At 69.5% G+C, this 24,373-nt stretch carries 25 protein-coding genes and 1 tRNA gene; 14 read left to right on the top strand and 12 right to left on the bottom strand.

The genetic code is table 11. From position 1 onward, the window contains the following. Positions 1–113: 113 nt before the first annotated feature. The 3 genes from ACFWHU_RS13465 to ACFWHU_RS13455 all read right to left on the bottom strand — a co-directional run bounded on the left by ACFWHU_RS13465 (position 114) and on the right by ACFWHU_RS13455 (position 2,747). The gene (locus tag ACFWHU_RS13465) at positions 114–1,094 is read right to left on the bottom strand and encodes a DUF5926 family protein (RefSeq protein ID WP_385791832.1); all 981 of its coding nucleotides are present in this window, start codon (positions 1,092–1,094) and stop codon (positions 114–116) included. 159 nt (positions 1,095–1,253) lie between these two features. After that, a complete protein-coding gene (locus ACFWHU_RS13460; protein WP_385791830.1) occupies positions 1,254–1,766 on the bottom strand; it encodes an ATP-binding protein in 513 nt (170 codons plus the stop codon). A gap of 162 nt (positions 1,767–1,928) precedes the next feature. Further along, the gene (locus tag ACFWHU_RS13455; protein WP_387224970.1) at positions 1,929–2,747 is read right to left on the bottom strand and encodes a glycerophosphodiester phosphodiesterase; all 819 of its coding nucleotides are present in this window, start codon (positions 2,745–2,747) and stop codon (positions 1,929–1,931) included. Positions 2,748–3,017: 270 nt separating this feature from the next. Here ACFWHU_RS13455 and ACFWHU_RS13450 point away from each other — a divergent pair, with 270 nt between their 5' ends. Together ACFWHU_RS13450 and ACFWHU_RS13445 are read left to right on the top strand one after the other, a co-directional pair. After that, positions 3,018–4,565, top strand: coding sequence for a S1C family serine protease (locus ACFWHU_RS13450; RefSeq protein WP_385791826.1), 1,548 nt, complete (start codon positions 3,018–3,020; stop codon positions 4,563–4,565). Between the two features lie 201 nt (positions 4,566–4,766). After that, a complete protein-coding gene (locus ACFWHU_RS13445; RefSeq protein WP_387224969.1) occupies positions 4,767–5,888 on the top strand; it encodes an asparaginase in 1,122 nt (373 codons plus the stop codon). On the opposite strand, the gene ACFWHU_RS13440 is transcribed toward ACFWHU_RS13445, so the two are convergent. From ACFWHU_RS13440 to ACFWHU_RS13425, 4 genes are all read right to left on the bottom strand, one after another. Continuing rightward, a complete protein-coding gene (locus tag ACFWHU_RS13440; protein WP_387224968.1) occupies positions 5,872–6,021 on the bottom strand; it encodes a hypothetical protein in 150 nt (49 codons plus the stop codon). The genes ACFWHU_RS13445 and ACFWHU_RS13440 overlap by 17 nt on opposite strands. A gap of 102 nt (positions 6,022–6,123) precedes the next feature. Beyond that, positions 6,124–6,372, bottom strand: a complete 249-nt coding sequence (locus ACFWHU_RS13435; protein ID WP_387224967.1) for a hypothetical protein — start codon at positions 6,370–6,372, stop codon at positions 6,124–6,126. Then, positions 6,369–6,623, bottom strand: a complete 255-nt coding sequence (locus tag ACFWHU_RS13430) for a YciI family protein (RefSeq protein WP_385791820.1) — start codon at positions 6,621–6,623, stop codon at positions 6,369–6,371. The genes ACFWHU_RS13435 and ACFWHU_RS13430 overlap by 4 nt, the downstream gene beginning before the upstream one ends. Before the next feature lie 111 nt (positions 6,624–6,734). After that, the gene (locus tag ACFWHU_RS13425; protein ID WP_387224965.1) at positions 6,735–7,373 is read right to left on the bottom strand and encodes a dihydrofolate reductase family protein; all 639 of its coding nucleotides are present in this window, start codon (positions 7,371–7,373) and stop codon (positions 6,735–6,737) included. A gap of 230 nt (positions 7,374–7,603) precedes the next feature. Between ACFWHU_RS13425 and ACFWHU_RS13420 the strand changes: the two genes are divergently transcribed. Together ACFWHU_RS13420 and ACFWHU_RS13415 are read left to right on the top strand one after the other, a co-directional pair. Continuing rightward, complete coding sequence (locus ACFWHU_RS13420) at positions 7,604–8,053, top strand: GNAT family N-acetyltransferase (RefSeq protein ID WP_387224963.1); 450 nt, start codon at positions 7,604–7,606, stop codon at positions 8,051–8,053. Between the two features lie 133 nt (positions 8,054–8,186). Next, entirely contained in the window at positions 8,187–8,792 is a 606-nt protein-coding gene (locus ACFWHU_RS13415; RefSeq protein WP_387224962.1) for a hypothetical protein, read from the top strand. Here the strand turns inward: ACFWHU_RS13415 and ACFWHU_RS13410 are convergent. Beyond that, positions 8,756–10,666, bottom strand: a complete 1,911-nt coding sequence (locus tag ACFWHU_RS13410; protein ID WP_387224961.1) for a hydrogenase maturation protein — start codon at positions 10,664–10,666, stop codon at positions 8,756–8,758. The genes ACFWHU_RS13415 and ACFWHU_RS13410 overlap by 37 nt on opposite strands. A gap of 162 nt (positions 10,667–10,828) precedes the next feature. Beyond that, a complete protein-coding gene (locus ACFWHU_RS13405; protein ID WP_387224960.1) occupies positions 10,829–12,415 on the bottom strand; it encodes a family 43 glycosylhydrolase in 1,587 nt (528 codons plus the stop codon). Positions 12,416–12,651: 236 nt separating this feature from the next. On the opposite strand from ACFWHU_RS13405, the gene ACFWHU_RS13400 reads away from it, so the two are divergent. Continuing rightward, entirely contained in the window at positions 12,652–13,179 is a 528-nt protein-coding gene (locus tag ACFWHU_RS13400; RefSeq protein ID WP_387224959.1) for a hypothetical protein, read from the top strand. 81 nt (positions 13,180–13,260) lie between these two features. On the opposite strand, the gene ACFWHU_RS13395 is transcribed toward ACFWHU_RS13400, so the two are convergent. Then, entirely contained in the window at positions 13,261–14,268 is a 1,008-nt protein-coding gene (locus tag ACFWHU_RS13395; RefSeq protein ID WP_387224958.1) for a helix-turn-helix domain-containing protein, read from the bottom strand. Positions 14,269–14,385: 117 nt separating this feature from the next. Next, positions 14,386–15,204, bottom strand: coding sequence for an NlpC/P60 family protein (locus ACFWHU_RS13390; protein WP_387224957.1), 819 nt, complete (start codon positions 15,202–15,204; stop codon positions 14,386–14,388). Positions 15,205–15,749: 545 nt separating this feature from the next. On the opposite strand from ACFWHU_RS13390, the gene ACFWHU_RS13385 reads away from it, so the two are divergent. The 5 genes from ACFWHU_RS13385 to ACFWHU_RS13365 all read left to right on the top strand — a co-directional run bounded on the left by ACFWHU_RS13385 (position 15,750) and on the right by ACFWHU_RS13365 (position 19,835). Beyond that, on the top strand, positions 15,750–16,436 hold the full coding sequence (locus tag ACFWHU_RS13385) for a L,D-transpeptidase family protein (protein ID WP_387224956.1): 687 nt from the start codon (positions 15,750–15,752) through the stop codon (positions 16,434–16,436). 227 nt (positions 16,437–16,663) lie between these two features. Beyond that, complete coding sequence (locus ACFWHU_RS13380; RefSeq protein WP_387224955.1) at positions 16,664–17,200, top strand: hypothetical protein; 537 nt, start codon at positions 16,664–16,666, stop codon at positions 17,198–17,200. A 342-nt stretch (positions 17,201–17,542) separates the two neighbouring features. Continuing rightward, positions 17,543–17,629, top strand: a tRNA-Ser gene (locus ACFWHU_RS13375). A 633-nt stretch (positions 17,630–18,262) separates the two neighbouring features. Beyond that, complete coding sequence (locus tag ACFWHU_RS13370; RefSeq protein ID WP_387224954.1) at positions 18,263–18,718, top strand: lamin tail domain-containing protein; 456 nt, start codon at positions 18,263–18,265, stop codon at positions 18,716–18,718. Positions 18,719–18,908: 190 nt separating this feature from the next. Continuing rightward, entirely contained in the window at positions 18,909–19,835 is a 927-nt protein-coding gene (locus ACFWHU_RS13365) for a hypothetical protein (protein WP_387224953.1), read from the top strand. Between the two features lie 84 nt (positions 19,836–19,919). On the opposite strand, the gene ACFWHU_RS13360 is transcribed toward ACFWHU_RS13365, so the two are convergent. Next, entirely contained in the window at positions 19,920–20,918 is a 999-nt protein-coding gene (locus tag ACFWHU_RS13360; protein ID WP_387224952.1) for a bifunctional DNA primase/polymerase, read from the bottom strand. Between the two features lie 330 nt (positions 20,919–21,248). Between ACFWHU_RS13360 and ACFWHU_RS13355 the strand changes: the two genes are divergently transcribed. The 4 genes from ACFWHU_RS13355 (at position 21,249) to ACFWHU_RS13340 (ending at position 24,359) form a co-directional block, all read left to right on the top strand. Beyond that, complete coding sequence (locus ACFWHU_RS13355) at positions 21,249–21,554, top strand: hypothetical protein (RefSeq protein WP_078076311.1); 306 nt, start codon at positions 21,249–21,251, stop codon at positions 21,552–21,554. A gap of 86 nt (positions 21,555–21,640) precedes the next feature. After that, complete coding sequence (locus ACFWHU_RS13350; protein ID WP_387224950.1) at positions 21,641–21,835, top strand: hypothetical protein; 195 nt, start codon at positions 21,641–21,643, stop codon at positions 21,833–21,835. Between the two features lie 125 nt (positions 21,836–21,960). After that, complete coding sequence (locus tag ACFWHU_RS13345; RefSeq protein ID WP_385796681.1) at positions 21,961–22,569, top strand: SigE family RNA polymerase sigma factor; 609 nt, start codon at positions 21,961–21,963, stop codon at positions 22,567–22,569. A gap of 125 nt (positions 22,570–22,694) precedes the next feature. Then, positions 22,695–24,359, top strand: a complete 1,665-nt coding sequence (locus ACFWHU_RS13340) for a long-chain fatty acid--CoA ligase (RefSeq protein ID WP_387224949.1) — start codon at positions 22,695–22,697, stop codon at positions 24,357–24,359. The last annotated feature ends 14 nt before the right edge of the window (positions 24,360–24,373 follow it).

The following is a 24,373-nucleotide window of genomic DNA, read 5'->3' as shown; positions in this document are numbered from 1 at the left end:
GTAACAAGAGATCGGCGGTTAGCAAATTCGATCTGATGTATTCGGACAAGAAATTACTTGCCGGTACGGGCAGTTGTGACGACTGTCACCGTGGGCGACGAATTTCCTGAGCTTCAGCTGAGGGTCACCTGGCGGTTGGTGAGACCGCCGCGCGCCCGGCGCTCGTCCCCGGTCAGTGGCGCGTCCACCGCCAGGGCCGCGGTCAGCCGCTCCTGGAGCTCCGCCGCCGGCTTCTCGCAGTCCTCGGCGCGCATCGCGCTGGGCAGGTCCCAGACCGGCACCGTCAGCCCGTGCGCCCGGAAGGAGCCGACCAGTCGCGTGCCCTCGCCGAGGCTCGACGTACCGGCGGCGTGCAGCCGCGCGAGCGCGTCGAGCAGCTTCTCCTCGGGGTGCGGCATGACCCAGCGCAGATGGTTCTTGTCCGGGGTCTCGCACCAGTACGCGGCGTCCGTGCCGGCGAGCTTCACCGTCGGGATCGCGGCGGCGTTGGCGCGCTCCAGCGAGGCGGACACCTCGGGGGTCGCGTTCTCGGCGTCCGGCACCCAGAACTCGAAGCCGGGGTGGACGACCGGCGCGAAGCCGGCCTCCGGGTCGAGCAGGTCCTGAAGGCGCGGCCCGTCGGCCGGAACGCGCTGCGCCGCGACCGGATTGCCGGGCTCGGCGGTCAGCGCGCGCTGAAGCGTGTCGGCGAGGTCGCGGCTGAGGTCGCCGGACGAGGTGTCGTTCTGGAGCGCGAGCAGGACGGAGCCGTCGTCGCGGCGCAGTGCGGGCCAGGCCATCGGCAGGACGGTCGCGAGCGTCACGGAGGGTACGCCCTCCGGCAGCCCGCCCTTGAGCGTCAGCTCGGCGGTCGCGGCGGGCACCAGCTCGCGCAGCGCGATCCAGTCGCATTCGCCGGCCAGCCCGTCGAAGGGGCGCTGGACCAGCTCGGTGACGGCGTGCGCGGCGGCCCGGCCGTGACAGGCCTTGTAGCGGCGGCCCGAGCCGCACGGGCAGGGCTCGCGGGCCCCCACGACCGGAATCGGCCCGTCCGTGAGCTGAGCTTTCGCGGACTGAGCCTTCGCGGCCTTGGTCTGGGGGCGCTTCTTGGCCATGGTGGGCTTCTCCCGATAGCGGCAGTGCGGTGTCGGGCGCGAGCCTAGCCGTACCGCCTGCGGCCGTGGGCGCAACGCCCCATCGGAGCAGGGCCGGTGGGAGTGCGCGTACGGGCTCGATGTGCGCCCGGCGGTGCGCCGGCCGTGATCGGGAGCGTGTCAGCCGAGGTCGTCGAAGGTGTCGGTGAAGTCCAGTTCCGGGACGTTGACGCGCGTAGCGAAATCCTCGCGGCGGTGTCCTTCGGTTACGAGCACCCACACCGTGACCTCGCCGGACGCGCTGTCCCGTACGCCCCAGTCCTGGGCGAGCGAGGTGATGATGTTGAGACCGCGACCGCCGCGCGCGGTGACCGAGGGTGTGGCCGGAACCGGTCGTGTCGGGCCGCCGCCGTCCGTCACTTCGACGGTCAGCCGACCCGCCGGGTCGACCTCCCAGGCGGCGCGCACGTCGCCGTCGCCGATCTCCGCCCGGCCCAGCGGTCTGCCGTGTCGGCAGGCATTGCTGAGCAGTTCGGAAAGGATCAGTACGGCATCGTCCACGACCGCGTCCGACACGCCTCGGTCGCGCAACTGCTCGCGCATCCGATGCCTTGCCTGTCCCACGCCCGCAGGGCCATGGGGAACGGCCATGCTCGACGACGTGGGCACTTCCTGTGCCACCACAAACGCCACCCCCGAGACCTCCTTTGCCCCACGCCACGGTGTGAATGCCCCGATGGCCTGGACCGGAAACCGGCCAAGGGAGGGTCAGTGACGCACTCAACAAGGTCGAACACTTACCGAACGCGCCGGTGCACTCCCAGTCACACCCTGTGTGTCCGAATCCCCGACAAGTCAGGCAAGGCGTCCCAGCTGGGACAGCACCTGTTTGGGGCGGTTGGTGATGATTGCCTCCACTCCGAGGCTCGCGCAGAGTTCGACGTCTTCCGGCTCGTTCACCGTCCAGACATGGACACGGTGCCCCGCTCTGTGAAGCCGCTCCACATAGCCCGGCTGGTTGCGCACGATGCGGATGCCGGGCCCCGCGATCCGGGCCCCCGCCGGCAGCCGTCCGTCGCGCAGCCGGGGCGAGACGAACTGCATCAGATAGACGGTGGGCAGTTGCGGCGCCGCGTCGGCGATGCGATGCAGCGACCTGGCCGAGAAACTCATGATGCGCACGGGCGACTCGTCGGGCCCCGGGCCGTCGAGTCCGAAGCGCGCCAGCATGTGGAGCAGCCGCTCCTCCACCTGTCCGGCCCAGCGGGTGGGGTGTTTGGTCTCGATGGCCAGCTCGATGCGCCGGTCGGTGTCGGCGACCAGTTCCAGCAGGCGCTCCAGCGTCAGTACGGAGGTGAGGGAGCGGTCCTTCCAGTCGGGGCTCTCCTCGCTGCCCGTGTTCTCCATGGCCTCCCTCCACGAACCGAAGTCGAGGGTGGCCAGATCGGCGAGCTCCAGGGCGGAAACGGCGCCGCGTCCGTTGGAGGTGCGGTTCACGCGCCGGTCGTGTACGCACACCAGATGCCCGTCGGCGGTGAGCCGTACATCGCATTCCAGTGCGTCGGCGCCGTCCTCGATGGCCTTCTTGTAGGCGGCCAGAGTGTGTTCAGGGGCGTCCTCGGAGGCTCCTCGGTGGGCGACGACCTGGATGCTGGGCTGCCGTGCGTGAGTCACCCCGCCATGGTGTCACCGAGACGGGGTAAGCGTGGGGCGGTGCCCCTTCGCGGTCATACTGCGGATGCGTCCCGTTTGCCCCGTAATAAAGGATGGCGGGGAGACACACAGGTCCTGCTTACCGTGGTCCGACGTGCTGTGGGAAAAGCTGAGGGCAGAGACATACGAGAGACGTGTACATGTCGAAGAGGCATGCGCGGACAACCGAACGCGGCGGAAAACAGCGGAACTCTTGCCGAAGACTGATGTGGAACCGAGGAGTAAAAGACTGTGAGCACCGAGAACGAGGGCACTGCGGTCCCGTCCGCCCCGTCCGTACCTCCCGTGCCGGTTGCCGCTCCCGAAGGCACACCCGCGTCCGCTCCGGGGGAGTTCACCCAGGATCAGCGGTATCCCGACCAGCCAGGCCGGTCCAGTGAGCCCGGTGGGGCGGGCGGTTTCGGCGGGACCGCCCAGGGGTCGCCGCCGGCCCAGCCGCCGTCGGTGCCCCCGTCCGAGCCCGGTCAGGGTTCCGAACCCACGACGCGGCTGCCCGGAGCCGTACCGGCGTACTACCCCGGCTCGACGGGATCGACCGGATCGGCCCCCGACGCGGGATGGCCGCCGCCCCCGCCCCCGCCGGCCCAGCCTTCCTACGGAGGCGGCGGCGGTGGATGGGGCGAGCCGCCCGCGTCCGGCCCGAAGCCGCCCCGTAAGCGCCCCGGCGGTCTGATCGCGGCGGTCCTCGCGGCGGCGCTGGTCGCCGGTGTCGTCGGCGGCGGGATCGGTTACTGGGCGGCGGACCGCAACGACGACAGCGTCGGCGGCGGATCGACCACGGTCTCGGCGGCCGACGCCCCCGCGCTCAAGCGCGAGGCGGGCAGCACGGCGGCCGTGGCCGGCAAGGCGCTGCCGAGCGTCGTGACCATCACGGCGCAGGCCCAGGGCGGCGACGGCGGCACGGGCACCGGCTTCGTCTACGACAAGCAGGGCCACATCCTCACGAACAACCACGTGGTGGCGTCGGCCGCCGACGGCGGAGACCTGACGGCGACCTTCTCCAACGGCAAGGAGTACGCGGCCGAGGTCGTGGGCCGCGCCGAGGGCTACGACGTCGCCGTGGTGAAGCTGAAGGACCCGCCGTCCGGACTGAATCCGCTCGCCCTTGGCAATTCGGACAAGGTGGCGGTCGGAGACTCGACGATCGCGATCGGCGCGCCGTTCGGGCTCTCCAACACCGTCACGACGGGCATCATCAGCGCCAAGAACCGCCCGGTGGCCTCCGGTGACGGCTCCAGTGACAAGAACTCGTACATGAGCGCCCTCCAGACCGACGCCTCCATCAACCCCGGCAACTCCGGCGGTCCGCTGCTGGACGCGCGGGGCGCGGTCATCGGCATGAACTCCGCGATCCAGCCCTCGGGTGGCGGCGGTGGCGGCGGCGGGGCCCAGTCGGGCTCGGTCGGGCTGGGCTTCGCCATCCCGATCAACCAGGCGAAGAATGTCGCCGAGCAGCTCATCAAGACCGGCCAGCCCGTCTACCCGGTCATCGGCGCGACGGTCTCCATGGCGGAGGGCGGCGACGGCGCGACGATCTCCGGCGACGGCGGGGGCGGCACCCCGGCGGTGACGCCGGACGGGCCGGCCGCGAAGGCGGGGCTGAAGTCGGGTGACGTGATCACGAAGTTCAACGATGTGCCGATCGACAGCGGCCCGACGCTGATCAGCGAGATCTGGACGCACAAGCCGGGCGACAAGATCAAGATCACGTACACGCGCGACGGCAAGGAGTCGCAGGTCGAGGTCACCCTGGGCGAGCGCAAGGGCGATTCGCAGTAAGGGACTTGACGGAACGACGCGAGGGATCGCGACGGACGGGGCGCCTGCTACGGCGCCCCGTTGTCGTGCCGACGTCCGTCCGTGGTGCCTGTGGGACGTGTGTGAAACGGTGATTTAACCGCCACGGCCGTGCGGCGAAATATGCCTCGGTCACCTTTCTTCCAGATCTGGCCTGATCAGTCCGTCTGGGAGAGGTACGGCATGCGAGGAATTCTGCGTCGAACCGCGTTGCTGACGGCGGTCGTCGCCCTGACCGCCGGCACGGCCACCGCCGCCGAGCAGCACAAGTCCCCGGCCGAGCGACCCAAGGTCGCGGTCATCGGCACCGGCGGAACGATCGCCGGCGTGAGTCAGGGCAGGGTGGACTTCCAGGACTACCAGTCCGGCAAGATCCCCGTCTCCGAACTCGTCGGCGACCTCGAGCCGGAGGTGGACGAGATAGCCGACGTGTCCACCGTGCAGTTCGGCAACAAGGGCTCGGGCAGCTACTCCATTGCCGACTTCCGCGAGCTGACCCTCGCGGTCGACAAGGCCCTCCGTACGAATGACGCGGCCGTCGTCACCACCGGCACGGACACGATGGAAGAGTTCGCCTACTGGCTCGATCTGACGGTCCGCAGCGACAAGCCGGTCGTCCTCACCGGTGCGATGCGGCCGTGGACCGTCCTCGGTACGGACGGCCCCGCGAACCTGTTCAACGCCATCCAGCTCGCCGCCGGCCGTAAGACCACATGCTTCGGCAGCGTCATCATGCTCAACGACGAGATCCAGGCCGCGCGCGAGGTGCGCAAGACGGACGCGCTGCGCATGGACACCTTCAACAGCGGCGCGAGCGGGTCGCTGGGAGTCGTGGACCAGGACCGCGTCCGGATCAACAGGGCGCCCGCGCGGGTGGAGAAGTGCGGCAAGGGGAGTTGGCGCACGCCTTTCGACGTCGCGAAGATCGCGGAGAAGGACCTGCCGAAGGTCGAGATCGCGTACAGCTACCAGGGCGCCGGCGGCGAGGCCGTGAAGGCGTTCGCCGACGCGGGCGCGGACGGTGTCGTCACGGCGGGTACGGGCGCGGGCGGCATCTCCTCGTCGATGTCGGCGGCCCGCACCGACGCCACCAAGCAGGGCGTGGTGTTCGCTTCCACCACCCGTACGGGCAACGGCGCCGTCTACGACAAGGAGAGCGGCGGCGCGGTGATCGGCGCGGCGGACCTCAGCCCGCAGAAGGCCCGCATACTGCTGCTGCTCTCGCTGGCGAAGACGGACGACGTGGCGAAGATCCGCACCTGGTTCACGAGCCTCGGGACGGCGGAGTTCAAGAGCCACGGGTAGCGGTGAGACGGTCGGTGAGGAAGGCGCGCTCCGCGTCGTTGTCCGAGAGCGCGATGGCCCGCTCGTACGCGAGCGCGGCATCCGCCGTCCGCCCCAGGCGACGCAGCAGATCGGGCAACGCGTCGTAGAGCACCAGGATCTGGTCCCAGTCCGTCTCGGCGTACGTCGGCGCGGACGCGTGGAGCGTGGCGATCGCGGCCTGGAGCGCGAACCGGCCGGGACCGCCGCCGCGCGCTCAGTCCACGAGGGCGGCGGCGTACGCGTCCTGGACGCACTCCTCGGCCAGGTCGAGGTCGCGGGTGACGCGCACCGTCGCGGCGAGCACCGAGGCCCACTCGCGACGGTGCGCGTCCTCGACCGCGACCCGGACCGGGTCGGGTTCCGGGTTGTCGCGGGCGGGACCCGGTGCCGGCCCGGGGGCCGCGTCCGGATCCGGAGCCACGTCCCCGTCCCCGTCCGTGTCCGCGTCTCGGTCCGAGGTCACTCGACGGGGAGCAGCGGCCGTACCTCGACGGCGCCGTCCATGATCGGGAGCAACTTGCCGACGGCGACGGCGGTTTCGAGGTCCGTGGTCTCGACCACGAAGAACCCGGCGATCACTTCCTTGCTCTCGATGAACGGCCCGTCCGTGACCAGCCCGTCCTTGTGGATCGTCCGTGTGGCCGCGCTCGGCTCCAGCCTCTGCTCGTGGACGACACGCGCGCCCATCGCCTCGATCCGCTCCCCGACGCGCATGTGGCCTCCATGACGTCGGGCGGGATGTCGGCGACGCAGCCCGGGGTCTCCTTCTCGTAGATCAGGATCGCGTACTGCGGCATGCCGTTCGCCCTCCGTCTCTTCCGCCGCTCACCAGTTGCCGGTCTCCGGGCCCATGGCCCCGTACTCGACCTTGCCCGCCCGCGCGTACGTGCTGATGACGACACCGCTGTCGGACTTCGCGGTGTCGAGCAGCTTCAGCCCGGCAGGGACCGTGCCCCTCCCGAAGAGCCGCTTGCCGGAGCCGACGAGCACCGGGAAGACCAGCACCTGGAACTCGTCCACGAGGTCGTGTTCGATCAGCGTCTGAATCAGATCACCGCTGCCGTGCACCTGGATCTCGCCGCCCTCGCCGCCGTCGCCCTCCTGCTTGAGCGCGCGGACCGCGTCGGCGACATCGCCCGTCAGCAGCGTCGAGTTCTGCCACGCCACGGTGTCCAGCGTCCGCGACGCGACGTACTTCCGCACGCTGTTCATCTTCGACCCGATCGGGTCGTCGGCCTCGGCGAGCGGCCAGGTGGCGGCGAAGATGTCGTACGTCCTGCGCCCGACGAGCAGCGCGTCCGCGCGGCGGACCACGGTGGTCATCCGCTCGATGAGATCCGCCCCGAAGTGCGGTACGGACCAGCCGCCGTGCTCGAACCCGCCGTCCCGGTCCTCGTCACTGCCGCCGGGCGCCTGCATGACCCCGTCCAGGGAGACGAATGTGGTCACCATCAGTTTTCGCATGCGCGTTTCCTTCGCTCGTACGGCGTCCGTACGCTCGTCGCTCCGTGCCGCGCCGGTCGGCGGCCTCACTGACACGGCGAACGGGATCGCCCGCGATCGACAGCACGGGAGCCACGAAATTCTCCGCGCGGCGACCCACGGCCGTACGGCACCGCCCACCGGCACCTGATGATCGGCTTCCGGAGGCCGTTTTACCCGCTCGAAACGAGCGTTCAGCAGAATCCACCCACATGAAGATCGAACAGGTCAGGTGGGACAACACGGACGCGGTCGCCCTGCGCGCACGGCAGCGCGCCGAGATCGCCGAGCGGTACGGCACACCGGACAGTGAGCCCGGCGTGCCCCCGTCGCAGACGGACATCGCCGTCTTCTTCGTGGCGTACGAGGACGGCGGGTCCGCGGTGGGCTGCGGAGGACTGCGTGCCCTCGGCGCGGGAACCGGTGAGATCAAGCGCATGTACGTCGCGCCGGCGTCCCGCGGCTCGGGCGTCGCGCCGCGCGTCCTGCTCGCGCTGGAGGAGTGGGCGCGGGGTCAGGGCTGGTCAAGTCTCCGTCTGGAGACGGGAGATGCCCAGCCCGACGCGGTCCGCTTCTACACCCGCTCCGGCTACGAACCGATCCCGCCCTTCGGTCCTTACACGGAGTCGGACAACTCCCTGTGCTTCGAACGCCCCCTGTAGCCGGCGCCCCACCGCTCGCAGAGCGGACGACTCCACTCTGGCAAGATCGTCATACGAACGACGCTCCGGCTGTGGGGACTTCACCCCCGGTCGCACAAGGAGCGGCAAGGCATCAACGGGGAGCACAGAAGACATGCGCATGTGGACTCGTGCCGTTCCAGCGGCACTTGGCGCCCTCGCGCTGACCCTGGCACTGGGCAGCTGCAACGACACCGATTCGGGAAAGAGCGGGAAGGGATCGGGCTCCGGTTCGGGCTCCGGCTCGTCGGACGACAAGACGACGTACCGCCTGGGTGAGGCAAGTCCTCCCCAGGAGAGCACCATGCAGGCGACGAAGGACAGCACGTTCACGGTCACACCCACGAAGGTGCGGACGGGGACGGAGGCAGACATGGCCGAGTCGGGCCTGGACCTGGCCGAACTGCCGGGCCCCAAGGTCCCCGTGTACGTGTGGACCACCCTCACCCACAAGAGCGGCAAACCCATGCCGGTCGGTGACATGGACGGCGACCTGGTCGTCCGTACGGACCAGGACGACCGCACCAAGGCCCTGCTCGTCCTCATGGGCGACGCCACCTGGCCGGACTGCCCGGCGCCCGACACCGAGAAGGAGCTGAGCGAGGGGCAGTCGGCCGAGATCTGTACGACCTTCCTGATCACGAGGGGCGAGAAGGCCGCGGCCGTGGAGCTGACGCAGGGCTTCTACAACGAGCCGCTGGAGTGGCCGGTCAAGGGCTGAACGTCGGCCGCGGCGCTCGTCGCACCGCGAGTCGCATGGCGGGTCGCGTCGCTCGTCGCGCCGCCGGTGCGCGCATCCCGGACGACGGGCGACGTGCCCGCTCGCAGGTGTTCCGGCGTCGACGACGGCTTCACCTTCCGTACGAAGGCGGCCCGCAGGGCGTGGTACGGCGCGCCGGGGTCGAAGAACGTGGCCCGCATCTCGGCCAGTTCACGCTCCCGGTACGCACTCAGCGGCTCGACCGCCTCGTCCCGTTCACGGGCCGCCTTCTTCTCACTGACGCGCTGCTGCGTTCCCGGTGCCGACGCGAGACGCGCGGCCCGGCGCGCGACCGCGGAGCCGAAGTCCCGGGGCGTGCTGTCGATGACGACGTCGACGAGCCCGATCTCGCGCGCGCGGGCCGCCGTCACCGGGAGGGCCCGCCGCGTCAGGCGCTCGGCCTCCTCGGCCCCCACCCGGCGAGGCAGCGTGTACGTCCAGTACTCCGACCCGTACAGCCCCATCAACCGGTAATGCGGGTTGAGTACGGCTCCGCCGCGGCACCAGACCTGGTCGGCGGCCAGCGCCAGCATGGCGCCGCCCGCCGCCGCGTTGCCACCGAGCGCGCCCACGACCAGCCGGTCCGTGGTGGTCAAAATGGCCTCCACGAGGTCGTCCATGGCGTTGATGTTCTCCCAGGACTCGCGCGCGGGGTCGGCGGCGGCCTCGATGACGTTCAGGTGGATGCCGTTGGAGAAGAAGTCACGGCTGCCGCCGAGCACCAGCACCGTGGTCGGCCGGGCACAGGCGAAGCGGTACGCCGTGAGGAGGCGCCGGCACTGCTCCGTACTCATCGCGCCACCGGGGAAGGTGAACGACAGGAAGCCGACCGGACCGTCCTCGCGGTAGCGGATGTCGCTCCATGTCCGGAGGCCGTCGGACTGCTCTCCGGGCGCCTGCTCCCCGGGCACCTGTTCTCCCGACGCCTGCTCCCCGGCCGCTTCCCCGGACTGTTGACCGGGGCGATCCCAGGGCGCGGCGATCTCGGGCAGCGCCGGAAGCCGGTCACCGAGGGCGAGAGCGGCCGGCAGCTTGAAGGTGGCCGGGCCGCCCGCCCTGCGCCGGGGGCGCAGCTCCGGGATCCACACCGCACCGTCCACCGTCGCCCGGCAGAGCGCGCCGGACCGGGTGGCGAGCAGTTCTCCGGGGCGACCCCGCAGGGTGTCCTCGGCGTGGCCGCCGTGCAGGTACCACTCCTCTTCGAGGAGTTCGTCCAGGACACCGGGCTGCGAATCGGCCCCGCGCAGTTTCCGTACGACGGTGTCGGTCGGGTCCGATGCCCAGTCCACGCGCCGCAGACCCTGCTCGAAGTAGGGCCGGACGCATACCTCCACGCCCGGGCCGGTGGTCGTCTCCTGCGACCGCGGAACGTACGTCCCGGACGCGAAACGCTCCACGGCGAGCAGCACCGCTTCCAGCGCGGCGTCGGAGACCTCGTTGCGGTAGAGGTCGCTCTTCCCGACGGCGGGCGGTACCGGACACCGGGCCGAGGCCCACACCGCCCCGCCGTCCATCTCTCCCGACGCTTGGAGCACCGTCACCCCCCAGTCGGTGGCGCCCGTGTGGATCGCCCAGTCCAAGGAGGACGGCCCGCGGTCGCCCACCGGACCCGGGTGGACGATCAGGCAGACGTGGGCGGACCAGATGTCGGGCGGGATCGCGGTCTTGAGCATGGGGGCGACGATCAGTTCCGGGGCGGTGCGGCGTACGGCTTCGCGCAACGGCTCGTCGCCCAGCGCCAGTTCGAGAGCGACGCGGTGTCCGCGGTCCCCGAGTTCGGCGAAGACGCGCTGGGTCAGACTGTTGAAGGCGCTCGCGACCAGCAGGATGTCCATGACCAGCTCCTTGACCGGCTCCTTTACGCCGGTCCGAGGCACGGACGCCGGCCATCGGCGATCATGACCCGGGCCCGCCCGCCGTCGTGGAAGCCCCGCCCGGGGGCGCGCCCGGAGACACCCGACCGGTGCTACGGGGGCGGGTCGTGGTGGAGCTTCCGCTCAGCCGGCCTTGTCGACGGAGACGTTGTCGAAGGCTGCGGCAGTGTCGAAGACCCGTACTCCGTTGGCTCCGCTGCGGTACGTGTCGTCTGTCACCGAGATCGCCGGTGTGGCCATGTCGTCGACGTACACCTTGATCGTGGAGCCGACGGCCGAGATCCGCAGATGGTGGTCCGGCCGGGTGGGGAGGGGCAGTTGGGCGGACTTCAGCGGCGTCCAGACGCCGTCGTCCGCCCGGCCGAGTACGACCTTGCCGGTCGGGCCGATGCCCGCGTAGTAGCCGGCGTAACTGTCGACACCGACGGCCGGTCGCGCGGCGCGGAAGATCAGGCCGGCGTCACCTCTGCTCGCGTCGTGGTTGCCGTTGCGGTTGGCGCTGCCGCTGCTGTTGCCGTTGCCCGCGGTGACCGTGACGTCGGCGTCGTACGTGAAGTCGGCGAAGTTTGTGTCGAGCAGCGCCTTGCCACCCTGCGAACGCTTGGCCCGATAGCTCCCGTCACCGGCCGACCACGACCCGCCGTAGGTCTTCCAGCCGAGGGAGTTGCCGTCGGCGAAGTTGTCCCTGACCCGCATCGTGACGGGTTCGATCGTGCCGTCCGCGTTGAAGTGCATGCGGTCGTAGGCCAGTTGGCGGTTGTTGCCCGCGCTCTCGCTGAGCGGCCTGCGGTGGTAGACGATGTACCAGATGTCCGTTCCGGGCACGTTGAGGACGGAGTTGTGCCCGGAGCCCTTCGCGACCGCGGGGTCCTGGGCGAGTACATTCTCGATCTTCTCGAAGGGGCCGGTCGGTGAGTCGGACATGGCGTACGAGACCGAGTAGTCCGGACCGGTCCACCCTCCCTCGGACCACATCAGGTAGTACATGCCGTCGCGCTTGAACATCTGCGAGCCCTCGACATAGTCGGCGGGTGTGATCTCCTTGTACGTACTGCCGTCGGCGAACGTCCCGAGGCTGGTCATGTCGTCGTTGAGCTTGACGACGTTCGCGTGTCCCCAGCCGCCGTAGTACATGTACGCCTGACCGTCGTCGTCGATGAAGACGTCCTGGTCGATGGGCTGGGCGCCGTTGTGGAACTGCCCGATGAGCGGGTGCCCCAGAGCGTCCGAGTAGGGCCCCTCGGGCTTGTCCGCCACCGCGACGCCGATACCGCCGAGGCTGGAGTCGTTCTGGATGTCGTTGGCGGCGAAGAACAGGTAGTACTTCCCGTTCCGTTCGACCGGCGCGGGCGCCCACACCGCGTACTCGGCCCAGGAGACGTCCTCCGTCGTAAGCACCTTCTCGTGCTTCGTCCAGTTGACCAGGTCGGTCGACGAGAAGGCGTCGAGATATGTCTGCTCCGCGTACGTCTTCGACGTGGTCGGGTACACCCAGTAGGTGTCGTCGTACACGGCGACGTCGGGATCGGCGTACCAGCCGTCCACGAACGGATTGCCGGCCTCGGCGGTCGGGGAATCCGGCACCGCGACGGCCTTGGCGGTGGCCTTCGCGGTGGTGACGGCGGTGGCGGTGGCCGTGGCGGGTGCGAACATCGCCACGAGGCAGCCGGCGAGCAGCGTGGCTACGGCCTTGGCGTGGAGTCTGAGCATTCGAACGTTCATCGTCGGCAGCTCCGCATGTGGGGGGTCGGCAGCACGCGCACCGTTCTCCACGAGGACATTCCCGCACAGTAAGCAACAGGAACGTACACGTTCCATCAATGCTGCACGCGCCCCTGAGTACCCGTCAATACGCCCGCGTCTCTCCTGTCCGTTCAACGTGCCTCTGTCGCGGGGGAGTTGGATCCGCCCTTCCCCCTGTCGCGCCGGTGATGGAGGATCTACGCATGACTCAGCAGCGAACCGACGGGACACCGTCGGCCGAGCCGGCCACCGCCTACCTGGAAGCGCTCCGCGGGCGGTTGACCGCCGACGGATGCCGGGTGGCCGCGACCCCCTGGGACGACCACCAAGTGGTCATCGGCAGCCGATCGGACCGCAAGGCACGGTGGTTCGGCACCAAGGTCCAGCTGTTCGTCCTCGCCGCTGCGGTCCCCCAGGTCGACGACGCGGTGCTGGCCGACTTCACCGGGTGGGCCATGGAGTACGCCGGCGACCTCCGCGGCGGCCTGCCCGGCGCCCGCAACGCACTGATGGTCCTGCCGACCCTGATCAGCGCCAACGTCCGGCCGTCGGCGACGGAGTGGGCCGCCAGGGACGCCCGGATCCTCGGAACGACCGTGATAGCCCGCCCCGTCGTGGTCCAGACACCGACCCCGGGGGCCGGCCGCGCCACGATGTACCGGGGCGGAGTCGTATGGGGCGGAATGTTCACGACTCACGTCCTGGAAAAGGCGTCGCTGTACTACCCCTGACCGCTCGCACCACGCCCTGCTCCGGGTCCCGGCCCGACCCGCGATGGAACCTGTTCGACGCGGCGCTGTTCCAGGTATCTCTCAGACGCAGTCGTTGGTGACGTCCCAGCAGGTCTCCTCCGGGAAGGGATCGCCACCGCCGTCATCGTCCGGGGGTGGCGTGTACGACGGCGGTGGTTCGTACGGGGGCGGTGGCGGTGTCCAGGAGCTCGGCGTCGGCCGCGGTTCCTTTGGACGCGTCGTCTTCTCGGCCGAGGTCGGTTGCACGGCATCCCGGGTCCGGCCGGTCACGGGTTTGTCCTCGGGGGGCTCGGGGGTGGTGTCCTTGGAGGTCTCAGGGGCTGAGGACGGACTCGCCTTTTTCTCCGGGGAAATCGTGACTGATGGTCCGCTCGTTGGGCTGTCCTTCGGGTCCGCGGTGCCGCCCCTCGGACGGAGAAAGTCTGTGGCCGTGGCTGTCAGGACGACGATCACGACAGCAACAGTGATGGCCAAGCCTCCCCGCCTTACGCGGCGCAGGGCTGCCGTCTTCGGCCGCGGTGGAGCGGAGTTCGCTCGCTTCGGGGTGGTGGCGGAGCTTTCCCGCACCACATCCTCGGCGAGGACACCTGGGTCACCGCCAGAAGCCGGCTCGGCGGGTGATGGAGGCGCGGCCTGCGTGGCAGGCGGTTCTTCGGAGGTAATGGTGCCCGGGTCGGTGCCAGTGCCAGTGCTGGCGGCGGAGGCGGCGGTGTGGGGCTCGGGGTCCGGTCTTGGCTCTCCGCCGCCCCAGTCCGGGGCCGCGGGTTCCTCCATGGCCATCGCCAGTCGGCGGCGGGCTTCCAGCCAGGTGTCGACGGTCGCGGCGTCGACGCCGCACGCGCGGACGAAGGCGGTCAGGAGTTCCTCGCGGGGGAGGTCCTCCCGGGCCAGCACCCCGGAGACTGTGGCGCGGGGCAGTGCGTCACCCGCTTCGCTCGCTCTGCGTTCCAGCTGCCGGTAGCTGAGATCGGCCCAGCCGCGCAACTGGCGCATCGCGCGTACGAATTCCGCCGGTGTACGCGCTGCCTCCGGATCCGGCCCTGTCCCTGGACCTGTCTCTGTCCCCACGTGTCTCCCCCTGTCCCCCGCATGTCCCAAGGACACTAATGCGAAAGCGAATTGGGAGAGAGTACGAGAGCCGGAGATGGCGGAAAGACCCGAGGTTCGAGGCGGTCCCGGCTCTGGTCACGGTGTGATGTGGCGGTAGCTGTCGACACCGGACGGGTTGGGGAGCGGTGCGGTGGTGATGGTGCGGCCCTTGCCGGGGGCGTGGATGACCTTGCCGTCCCCGATGTAGAGCTGCACGTGCCCGCCGTTGTTGCTGATGATCAGGTCGCCGGGGACGAGTTCGCCCCGGGTGGTGGCCTTGCCGGCCTTCACCTGGCCCCAGGTGGTACGCGGGAGTTGCACCCCGGCCTTCTCCCAGGCGCGCATCACCAGACCTGAGCAGTCGTAACCGCGCGGGCCGGTGCCACCCCAGACGTACGGCTTGCCGAGCTGCGCCCGCGCGAACGCGACAACCGCCTTGGCCCCGGACTTCGGCGCCTCCTCGGGTGTCTCCTTCTTCGGATCCTTCTTCTTCGGCGGATCCGACTTGGGCGGGTCGTTCGCCGGCGGATCCGTCTCCGGCTGACCGGTCTCCGGCAGGCCCGTCCGCGGCTGCGCGGATTCCGGGTCGGCGGGGACGCGCAACGTCTCGCCGGCGTAGATGAGTGTCGAGGTGCCCAGATCGTTGAGTCCCTGGAGGACCTTGACGCTCGTGCCGTGAGCGCCGGCCAGGGCGTAGAGCGTGTCACCGGGGCGCAGGGTGACCTTCTCGACGGCGATGGGGCCGGGCCGGGCCGCGCCGTCCGGCTTCTCCTTCACAGGCTCGGGTATGACCGGCCCGTGCGGTGTCTGCGGGGCAGGGACGGGCGTCGGCGTCGGCCGGACCTCCAGGGACGAGGACTCCGAGGGACCGTGCACTGCCAGCAGCACCCCGCACACCAGCGATAGCACGAACATCACCACCAGCGAGGCCACCGACCACAACCGGTCCGCACGGCTGGTCCGAGTCCGCGGTTTCCGGTGCGACACCGGCCCCTTCGCCTCAACCCGCGGCTGCCGCGGGGGCCTGAGCAACGTCTGCTGTGCCATCTCACAACTCCCTCTCGGGCCGCGACCTCCGCGGCTCCAAGACGAGGCTGTAGCGCCGTGACGGTGTCCCGCCAGATCCTCAGGCGTCCGGGACAGTCCGGGACCGTCCGAGCTTCCGAACGCCCCTCACCACCGGCGGCGAAACACCTGCGGACACCACCTCTGACCAGCACGGACGAACCCGGACTGTCCAGGACGCCGCAATCCATTGCCCCGCTCTGCGGGAAGCCGCAAAGCTTCTGCCATCGCCCCGCACCACCCGGTCTGCGCCTGAACAAGACGCCCTCCACCGGCAGATGCCGGGCACGCCCTGCCACTCAGTCACCAGCGGCAGGAGCGCCCTCACCGAACACCGGCCCCCGCCATCCGGCGCGGCCATGCCCGAAACCATCACGTCCACAAGGAGCACCACCATGCGCAGCACACGAGCCCGCACACTGGCGGTTGCCACCGTCGCCGCAGGCCTGCTGGCCGGCGGCATCACCGCCGGCACCACGGACGCCTTCACCGCCGACAAGCCCAGCGACACGATCGCCAACACGGCCGCGGGACAGCCGAAGAACCCGTCCCAGGCGCAGGGCGAAACCGCGGCGAACACGGCAGCGACGCTGCCGGACGAAGGCGCCCTTTCCGGTCGGACGACGTACTACCTGAAGTTCGACAAGAACACCGTGACCAACTCCAGGCTGTCTCTGATGCAGAGCGTCGTGGGCCCCGACAGGGTCGTCAAGAGCTACAAGGCCGGCTCGGGTGTCATCGAAGACCCCTGCGCCAGCAACGCGGGCTGGCTGCCCAACGGCGACTACAAGATTGAGTTCCACCGGAAGAACTTCGTAGGCAAGATCAACGGCTACGTCATCAAGGTCTCCGACAAGCGGTGCCACAACAACACCAAGCGGGACGCGCTCTTCATCCACAGTGAGATGAAGTCCAACGGCAATCAGGGCACGGCCGAGACCAAGAAGTGGACCACCAACAACCCCAACGACTACGCGTCTTGGGGCTGTATCAAGCTCAATCCGTCCAACATCAAGGACCTGTTCAACAAGATGGACAGTGTGGGCTGGGAAAAGCTGACCAAGCTGAAGGTCATCAGCTGACCGCCCGTTGACCTGACAGCGACGTAGCCGGACTCTCCGAGCCCGCCACAATCCGCTGCCCAGCTCCGCCTCATCGCCCCGCACCGCCCGGTCCGCGCCTGAACAAGGCGCCTTCCACCGGTCGGTCGCCAGTGCGCCAATGCACCCGCGGCAGGAGCGCTCACACCGAATACGGCGCCCGCCACCTGGCGCAGCCCAGAACCAGCACGTCCAAAAGGAGCACCATCATGCGTATCCGCAGTGCCGAAACCAACCGGATTCGTCCGCTGGCGATCGCCGCCCTCGCCGCCTGCCTCCTCGCCGGGGGCACCGCCGGCGCCGGTGCCGGCGGCCTGTTCACCACCGGCACTCCCGCCAAGGCGGCCGGCGACACCATCTCCAACTCGGCCTCCGCCCAGCAGCAGAACAGCTCGGCCACCGCGGCCACCGCGGGCAAGTGCCAGGGCTCCGCCATCGGCCTTCCCGGCAAGTGGATCACCGGGCAATCCGACTGCGCCTTCATCGGCAGCAAGACCACCAAGACGCTCACCTACGAGCTGTGGGGCGACAAGTACGCCGGCCAGCAGCGCGGTGTGGTCGAGGTCTTCGGCATCTCCCCCCAGGGCAAGGGAACCTGGTACAAGGCCGGCGGCATCGCGGGCGGCACCGGCTCGACGACCACCCGCATCAGCGTGCCCTGGGGCAACAGCGCCGCCACCCCGAAGATCCGCGTCATGTCCACCTCGCCCGCCGCCCTCGTGTCCAAGGTCAGCTTCTCGCACTGACCAGACCCAAAACCGCCCCCGGTCGGACCTACCAGCCCAACAGGTCCGACCGGGCCCGGTAGCAGGCGATTTTGCCTGGGTGACCTGGATGAAGAGGCGAACGGACACATACAGGATCCGAAGGCCACCAAACCCTGGACGGGTGGCGGGAGCGTCACCGCGCCGTCTTCCGAGCGGGATCTCTTACTGCCAGCCGCCCGACGCGAAGGTGACTCGTAGCGTCTCGGTGGCGTGGCTGCGGTCGGTTCGACGGAGGTCGTGGCCAACCTCTGACCAGGAATGAGCACCGGGGAGGTACAGCCGGTAGGCTGTAGCCGCTCCGCCGCTGGTGGGCGGGGCGTGGGTGGGTTGCCCGAGCGGCCTAAGGGAACGGTCTTGAAAACCGTCGTGGCAGCGATGTCACCGTGGGTTCAAATCCCACACCCACCGCAGCAGGTCAGAAGGGGCGTTTCCGACTCGGAGGCGTCCCTTTTGGTGTTGCGCCTGCCTCAGACTTCGCTCGGGTCGTTCAGAACCGTCCCTCTCGTGCAGCGCGTCCTTCAACCGCGGCAGGTACATCAACGACGTCTACTCTCATCCGAGTTACGCCGTTGACCAGGCGGCGCGGCGGGTCGGTGAGCGGTACACGGCGCCGATGCTCGATGCGGGCCGGGCGACGAGCCGCCCTGGGGCGCCACGGGTTACGTTCCCGGGCTCTCGCCCGAGCAAGTCGTATGGCTGCACGGGCCGTTACCGGCCGGCTCCCCGCACACTCCGTGCCTCGGCGGTGCGCAGGCGGTCGTCGCCCGAGTCGCAGCTGACCGCCGCCCTAAGACGCGTTCGTCGTCGACCGCCCCGCGCACGTTGGCCAGCAGCAGCCATGCGGCCGCCAGCGCGCACCCGTCGCCCATCACCCCTGCGCGCCGCATCAAGTGAAATGGGCCTCACTGTACGGGAGTTGGTAGTTCTACCGGCTGGTATGTCCTTGTTCCGGGAAAGGCGACCAGTTGTGGGTGCTTGGTCATAATCTGGCCGCCTGCCGGGCCCTTTGGGGGGTGCCCGGCCTCGATCAGAAGGACGCACATGCGCTATTCCCGCACGCTCTCGACCGTCGCCGCGACCGCCGCGGTGGTCGCCGGAACGGTTCTGTTGCCCTCGCAGGCGCAGGCCGCCGGGTCGGTACATCTGTACAAGATCTACTACGACAGCCCGGGCACGGACAGCCGCTCCAACGCCAGTCTCAACGGCGAGTACGTACAGATCCGCAACACCACCACCAGGGCGGTCAGTCTGACGGGCTGGTCGGTCGTCGACGGGTCGAATCACAAGTACACGTTCGGCAGTTACTCCCTCGCGCGAGGCAAGACCGTGACCGTGCGTACGGGGAGGGGCACGAACACCGCGGCCAACCGCTACCAGGGGCGCGCCGCGTACGTCTGGAACAACGACCGCGACACAGCGACGCTCAAGAAGTCCACCGGGGCGACGGTGGACACCTGCTCGTACAACTCGACCCGGGTCGACTACAAGGTCTGCTGATCCGAGGTGCGCCGGCGTTCGCCCCACTCGAAGAGGGGGCGGGCGCCGGCGTCGTCGGCCCGAGGCCCGCCCCGGGGCCCGGTCATCGATCCTCCACAACTCGAGGCACAACCAGGGCTGGAATTCCGGTGTCTAGCAGGTGACCAGTGGGACACGCCGTCCCGCTTCTGTACGTTCGAGGAGACTCACCGTGCGCCAGCACAAGCGCCTCTCGCGCCTGACTTCGACAACCGTGGCCGCGGTCGCGGTCGCCGCGGCCCTCCCGCTCGTCCTCGCGCCCGGCGCGTACGCGGACGAGCCCATCGCGCCTGATCTGACCGTGTCCGAGCTGTCGGGGAATCAGCTCAGGCCCGGCGAGGTCCGCGACGACTCCGTCACGCTCACCAACAACGGCACCGCCGCCACCGACGGTGTCACCTTCCGGCTGCGGCTCACCCGCGGGCTGGCCTTCACCCAGCCCGTCGACGGCTGCACGTACTCGACGGTCGGGGACAAGATCAAGCAGGCCGTGTGCGAGCTCGACGTCGGCATCGCGCCCGGCGAGAGCTACACGGTGCCGGTGAGGTTCAAGGTGCTGAAGAAGGCGCTGATGGAGGTCGTCGAGTACGGCACGAGCCGCACCGGTGAGGACCCGGGGGAGGGTTACGACGAGGCCCACCGCCGGCTCGCGCTGGACACTGCCAGCTCGGCCGACCTCGTCGCCACGGGGGACAAGGCCAAGGGGAAGCCGGGCAGCGAGGTCATCGTCACGCCCTCGATCCGCAACGACGGACCGGGCTGGATCCAGAACAACGAGAGCGACGACCACCCGGCGCTCCTCGTGAACATCCCCAAGGGCACGAAGGCGGTCGAAGTCCCCGAGGAGTGCAAGCCGTTCGGGATCGACGGACCGACCGGTCCTTCGGAGCCGGGGCACCCGAAGTACGTGTGCCAGGAGGACGACTACACCCTGGAGGTCGGTGAGACCGAGGCGTTCGCCTTCGTACTGAAGATCGACAAGGGACGGAAGACCGACACGTCCGGTCAGGTCAAGGCCACCTCCAACTACGACATCGAGCCCGTCTACGACATCAACAAGGCCAACAACAAGGCCACGTTGAGCATCGACGTGCTGTAAGGCGTGCTGTACGACGTGCCGTAGGCGGAGAACGCCGAGGGGCGTTCACCGGTATGACTCCGGTGAACGCCCCTTCCTACGTACTTACGCCGGCCCCGCCGTCAGGCGTGACGCCGACGCGATCGTCGCGCGCGCCTCGTGTTCGGTGAGGCCCGTCCGTACGGCGGCGTCGACGAGCGTCTCCGCGAGGGAGTCGCCGAAACCGTGCTCGTACGCCCGGCACGCCGCCCAGAACAGGCGGGTGTTGCGCTGGCCCGCGTGCGCGGCGAGTACGAACTGGACGAGGCCGTGCCCCTGCGCCGGACGGCCCCGATGCCCTCCCGGTCCCGAGTGGCGCCCGCGCTCGGGGGGCGTGAGCAGGCGCAGCAGGGCGCGTGGGCAGGGCGCCGGGGTGAGTCCGGCGGAGCCGGGGGCGAGGCGGTACGCGCCCCGGGCGGTGACGGAGCCGGGGCCGACGAGATAGCCGCCCGCGCCCCGTACGTCGATGCCGGGTGCCAGGCGGCTCGCCGAGTTGGGGACGGTGATCCCTGCCGGACCCGACAGCCAGATGTGCCGGCCACCGCTCGGGGTGAGCACGACCACGGTCTCCGGCAGGGTGAACAGGTGCTGGAAGGCGAGCTGCTGGAGCGCGGCGACCGAATCCGGGGTCGGGTCCGGGGCCGGGTCCGGTGCGCCGTTCGGGCCGCCCAGCCGGCCGCCCGCATGGCTGTCCGCCGGGGCCGTCGTCGGTGTCACGTCCAGGTCGACGCCGATCAGATGGTGCGGCGCCCGTCCGCAGGCGATGCCGTAACCCGTCGCCCAGGGCGCGGCGGCGAACAGCGCACGTACGGCGGCGGGGTCGGTCGTGGCGTCGTGCACGCCGTGACCCGGGAGGCCGCACTCGCCGCGGCACATGCCGGGCCCGCCCGCGCCGCTGACACCTCCCGCGTCCCCCGTCGCCCCGGAACCGGGCTCGTTCCGGTGTGGTGAGCGCAGGGCGGGGAGCTTGCTGGGGGACAGCGGGATGACGGGGAACCCGTTCTCGGCGGCGGAGAGGGCGTAAGCGAGGGCCAGGGTGGTCGTGTGCCGGGCTGTGATGGCCATAGGTCTATGTTCGCACTGATGTTCGAAGAACGGGAGTGGGAAAGTTTGGCCGAAAGCGTGCTGAAACGCTTCGCCTCTTGGGGGAGCCGGGTTGTGGCGTGGTCTGTACGGGGCGATACGAGCAGAACTGGCCTGTTGATGTCATGAAGGGGGTTTATCGACTTGTCCTCACGCTTGCGAGGGAATAACCCCCTCAGGGCTGGTTCGCCGGGGATTCGGTGGGCAATTCTTGATCCGCGACGTCGAGCACAACGTCGGGGCGGTCGGCCAACTGCCCGGACAAAAGCCGTACTTCTCGTTCACGAAGATCTCGTTCCTGGAGGAACTGACATGGCAAGCTTCCGTACCGCCCGCGTCTTCGCCGCCGTCGCCGCCCTGCCCCTCGCCGCGGCCCTTTTCACCACTTCGGCGTCGGCCGACGACTTCGCGGACGACGGATCGAACGCCAGCGTGGCCACGATCGTGGGCAGCGGTGTCGGTGACGACAATTCCGGTAACTCGACGACCACCCAGCAGGTCGCGACGGGTGCCGGTGCGTCCAACCAGAACAACACCGCCAATGTGAACGGCTCCGGCTTCACGGTGATCGACCAGTCCAACGAGAATGTCGCGGTGAACTTCGTCAATCTCTGGTGATACGCGGCCCGACGGGGGACTTGGCTGAGGGGTGAGCGACGGTCTGCGCGACGGCACTTCGGTGTCGGAGCGCAGACCGTCCTCGTATGCGCCTCGCGCGCCCCGTCCCGCGCGCCACGCCTCCCCTCCACTTCAAGGTGTACGGCTCCGACACCACCGCCCTCGCGTGCGCGGCCCGCAAGGCTCGCACCTGCGGGGCCCGTCCCCACAAGGGCTCACGGCCGTTCCACGACGAGGCATCGAAGATCCACGGCGACCCCTGCCTCGGGTGTCGACCCTGACGAGCGTCCACCGCTCCTCCACCTTCAGGAGGTGGAGCCGACACTCCCCCTACTCCCTGAGGCGGACGCAGCTTCGGGACCTGGGGGCGATCCCCTGGGAGGGGCCCGCTCCTAGCGTGGAAGCCATGACCACGCCTGTCTGCGCGAGCGCCTCCAAGGCCGCCTCGTTTTCGCCGTATCACCCGAACTCACATCCACCCGCCCACCCCACGCACCAGTCGCAGTCGCATCCGCACGCGCCCTACAAGTCCTTCTCGTCGTACGTACGGGCGCGGGGGCCCGTGCTGCTGCGTACCGCGCGCTCGCTCACCGCGAATCCGAGCGACGCCGAGGATCTGCTCCAGACCGCTCTCACCAAGACGTACGTCGCCTGGGACCGGATCGAGGACCACCGCGCCCTCGACGGATACGTCCGCCGCGCTCTCGTCAACACCCGTACCTCGCAGTGGCGCAAGCGCAAGGTCGACGAGTTCGCCTGCGAGGAGCTGCCCGAGCCGGCCGGTCTTCCGGCGCCCGACCCCGCCGAGGAGCAGGTGCTCCACGACGCGATGTGGCGCGCGGTGATGAAACTGCCGGACCGGCAGCGCGCGATGGTGGTGCTCCGGTACTACGAGGACCTCAGCGAGGTGCAGACCGCCGAGGTGCTGGGGGTCTCCGTCGGCACGGTGAAGAGCGCGGTGTCGCGGGCGCTCGGGAAGCTCCGCGAGGACCCGGAGCTGGTGCCCGTCCGCTGAGTCGCAGCCGTGTTTTCTACTCCCGGGTAGTGACATACCGCGTGGTATGTGCGCAGAATCGCCGCACAGCTTGTCGACACGCCGCGCTTCTGTCGCGTAGCGCCAGCGCCCACCGGGAGGACGCCGTGCTGAGCACCATGCAGGACGTACCGCTGACAGTGACCCGCATCCTGCACCACGGGATGACCATCCACGCGAAGTCGCAGGTCACCACCTGGACCGGGGAGAGTGAGCCGCAGCGCCGCAGTTTCGCGGAGGTCGGTGCGCGCGCGGCACAGCTCGCCGGCGCCCTGCGCGATGAACTCGGTGTCACGGGTGACGAGCGGATCGCCACTCTTATGTGGAACAACTCTGAACATGTCGAGGCATACTTCGCGATTCCCTCCATGGGGGCCGTCCTCCACACGCTCAACCTGCGCCTTCCGCCGGAGCAGTTGATCTGGATCGTCAACCACGCGGCCGACCGCGTCGTCCTCGCGAACGGCTCACTGCTGCCGCTCCTCGTGCCGCTCCTCCCTCACCTGCCGACGATCGAGCACGTCGTCGTCTCCGGCCCCGGCGACCGGGGGCCGCTCGCCGAGGCCGTCGCCGCGACCGACGGCCGCGTCCAGGTGCACGAGTACGAGGACCTGATCGCCGGGCGCCCCACCACGTACGACTGGCCCGAGCTGGACGAACGCACTGCCGCCGCCATGTGCTACACCTCCGGCACCACCGGTGATCCCAAGGGCGTCGTCTACTCGCACCGTTCGATCTATCTGCACTCCATGCAGGTCAACATGGCCGAGTCGATGGGGCTGACGGACAAGGACACGACTCTCGTCGTCGTACCGCAGTTCCATGTGAACGCCTGGGGCCTGCCGCACGCCACCTTCATGACCGGCATCAGCATGCTGATGCCCGACCGCTTCCTCCAGCCGGCACCGCTGGCCGACATGATCGAGCGCGAGAAGCCCTCGCACGCCGCAGCCGTGCCGACGATCTGGCAGGGGCTCCTCGCCGAGGTCACCACCAAACCGCGCGATCTGAGCTCCATGGTCCGCGTCACGATCGGCGGTTCGGCCTGTCCGCCCGCGCTGATGGAGGCGTACGACAAGCTCGGCGTACGGCTCTGCCACGCCTGGGGCATGACGGAGACCTCGCCGCTCGGCACGACGTCCAACCCGCCCGCCGGTCTGACCGCCGAGGAGGAGTGGCCCTACCGCGTCACGCAGGGCCGCTTCCCCGTCGGCGTCGAGGCGCGGCTGACCGGCCCCGGCGGCGACACCCTGCCGTGGGACAACGAGTCGGCCGGTGAGCTGGAGGTACGCGGAGCCTGGATCGCCGCCGCGTACTACGGCGGCGCCGACGCCGAACCGCTCAGGCCCGAGGACAAGTTCAGCGAGGACGGCTGGCTCAAGACGGGCGACGTCGGCGTCATCAGCCCCGACGGCTACCTCACCCTCACCGACCGCGCGAAGGACGTCATCAAGTCCGGCGGCGAGTGGATCTCCAGCGTGGAACTGGAGAACGCGCTCATGGGCCATCCGGACGTCGCCGAGGCGGCGGTCGTCGCCGTGCCCGACGACAAGTGGGGCGAACGACCGCTCGCGACAGTCGTGTTGAAGGTGGGCGCGAGCGCCGACTACGAGTCGCTCAAGACCTTCCTCGCCGGGAAGATCGCCAAGTGGCAGCTCCCGGAGCGGTGGTCGGTGGTGGATTCGGTGCCGAAGACGAGCGTCGGCAAGTTCGACAAGAAGGTGATCCGGAAGCGGTACGCGGACGGGGAGCTGGACGTCACGCAGCTCTAGAGCCGGGGCGGGAC

This window comes from Streptomyces sp. NPDC060366, assembly GCF_042725135.1.
Lineage (GTDB): Bacteria > Actinomycetota > Actinomycetes > Streptomycetales > Streptomycetaceae > Streptomyces.
Note: the sequence above shows the minus strand (reverse complement) of the source record. Positions and strands in the feature narration are given on the sequence as shown.

What these genes read in the sequence shown, in the direction of transcription:
- ACFWHU_RS13405 (WP_387224960.1), bottom strand. Translation starts at nt 12,415, where the DNA reads ATGCTCAGACTCCACGCCAAGGCCGTAGCCACGCTGCTCGCCGGCTGC.
- ACFWHU_RS13345 (WP_385796681.1), top strand. Translation starts at nt 21,961, where the DNA reads ATGACCACGCCTGTCTGCGCGAGCGCCTCCAAGGCCGCCTCGTTTTCG.
- ACFWHU_RS13425 (WP_387224965.1), bottom strand. Translation starts at nt 7,373, where the DNA reads ATGCGAAAACTGATGGTGACCACATTCGTCTCCCTGGACGGGGTCATG.
- ACFWHU_RS13400 (WP_387224959.1), top strand. Translation starts at nt 12,652, where the DNA reads ATGACTCAGCAGCGAACCGACGGGACACCGTCGGCCGAGCCGGCCACC.
- ACFWHU_RS13430 (WP_385791820.1), bottom strand. Translation starts at nt 6,623, where the DNA reads ATGCGCGTCGGGGAGCGGATCGAGGCGATGGGCGCGCGTGTCGTCCAC.
- ACFWHU_RS13350 (WP_387224950.1), top strand. Translation starts at nt 21,641, where the DNA reads ATGCGCCTCGCGCGCCCCGTCCCGCGCGCCACGCCTCCCCTCCACTTC.
- ACFWHU_RS13420 (WP_387224963.1), top strand. Translation starts at nt 7,604, where the DNA reads ATGAAGATCGAACAGGTCAGGTGGGACAACACGGACGCGGTCGCCCTG.
- ACFWHU_RS13360 (WP_387224952.1), bottom strand. Translation starts at nt 20,918, where the DNA reads ATGGCCATCACAGCCCGGCACACGACCACCCTGGCCCTCGCTTACGCC.
- ACFWHU_RS13355 (WP_078076311.1), top strand. Translation starts at nt 21,249, where the DNA reads ATGGCAAGCTTCCGTACCGCCCGCGTCTTCGCCGCCGTCGCCGCCCTG.
- ACFWHU_RS13445 (WP_387224969.1), top strand. Translation starts at nt 4,767, where the DNA reads ATGCGAGGAATTCTGCGTCGAACCGCGTTGCTGACGGCGGTCGTCGCC.
- ACFWHU_RS13385 (WP_387224956.1), top strand. Translation starts at nt 15,750, where the DNA reads ATGCGCAGCACACGAGCCCGCACACTGGCGGTTGCCACCGTCGCCGCA.
- ACFWHU_RS13390 (WP_387224957.1), bottom strand. Translation starts at nt 15,204, where the DNA reads ATGTTCGTGCTATCGCTGGTGTGCGGGGTGCTGCTGGCAGTGCACGGT.
- ACFWHU_RS13370 (WP_387224954.1), top strand. Translation starts at nt 18,263, where the DNA reads ATGCGCTATTCCCGCACGCTCTCGACCGTCGCCGCGACCGCCGCGGTG.
- ACFWHU_RS13380 (WP_387224955.1), top strand. Translation starts at nt 16,664, where the DNA reads ATGCGTATCCGCAGTGCCGAAACCAACCGGATTCGTCCGCTGGCGATC.
- ACFWHU_RS13410 (WP_387224961.1), bottom strand. Translation starts at nt 10,666, where the DNA reads ATGGACATCCTGCTGGTCGCGAGCGCCTTCAACAGTCTGACCCAGCGC.
- ACFWHU_RS13465 (WP_385791832.1), bottom strand. Translation starts at nt 1,094, where the DNA reads ATGGCCAAGAAGCGCCCCCAGACCAAGGCCGCGAAGGCTCAGTCCGCG.
- ACFWHU_RS13415 (WP_387224962.1), top strand. Translation starts at nt 8,187, where the DNA reads ATGCGCATGTGGACTCGTGCCGTTCCAGCGGCACTTGGCGCCCTCGCG.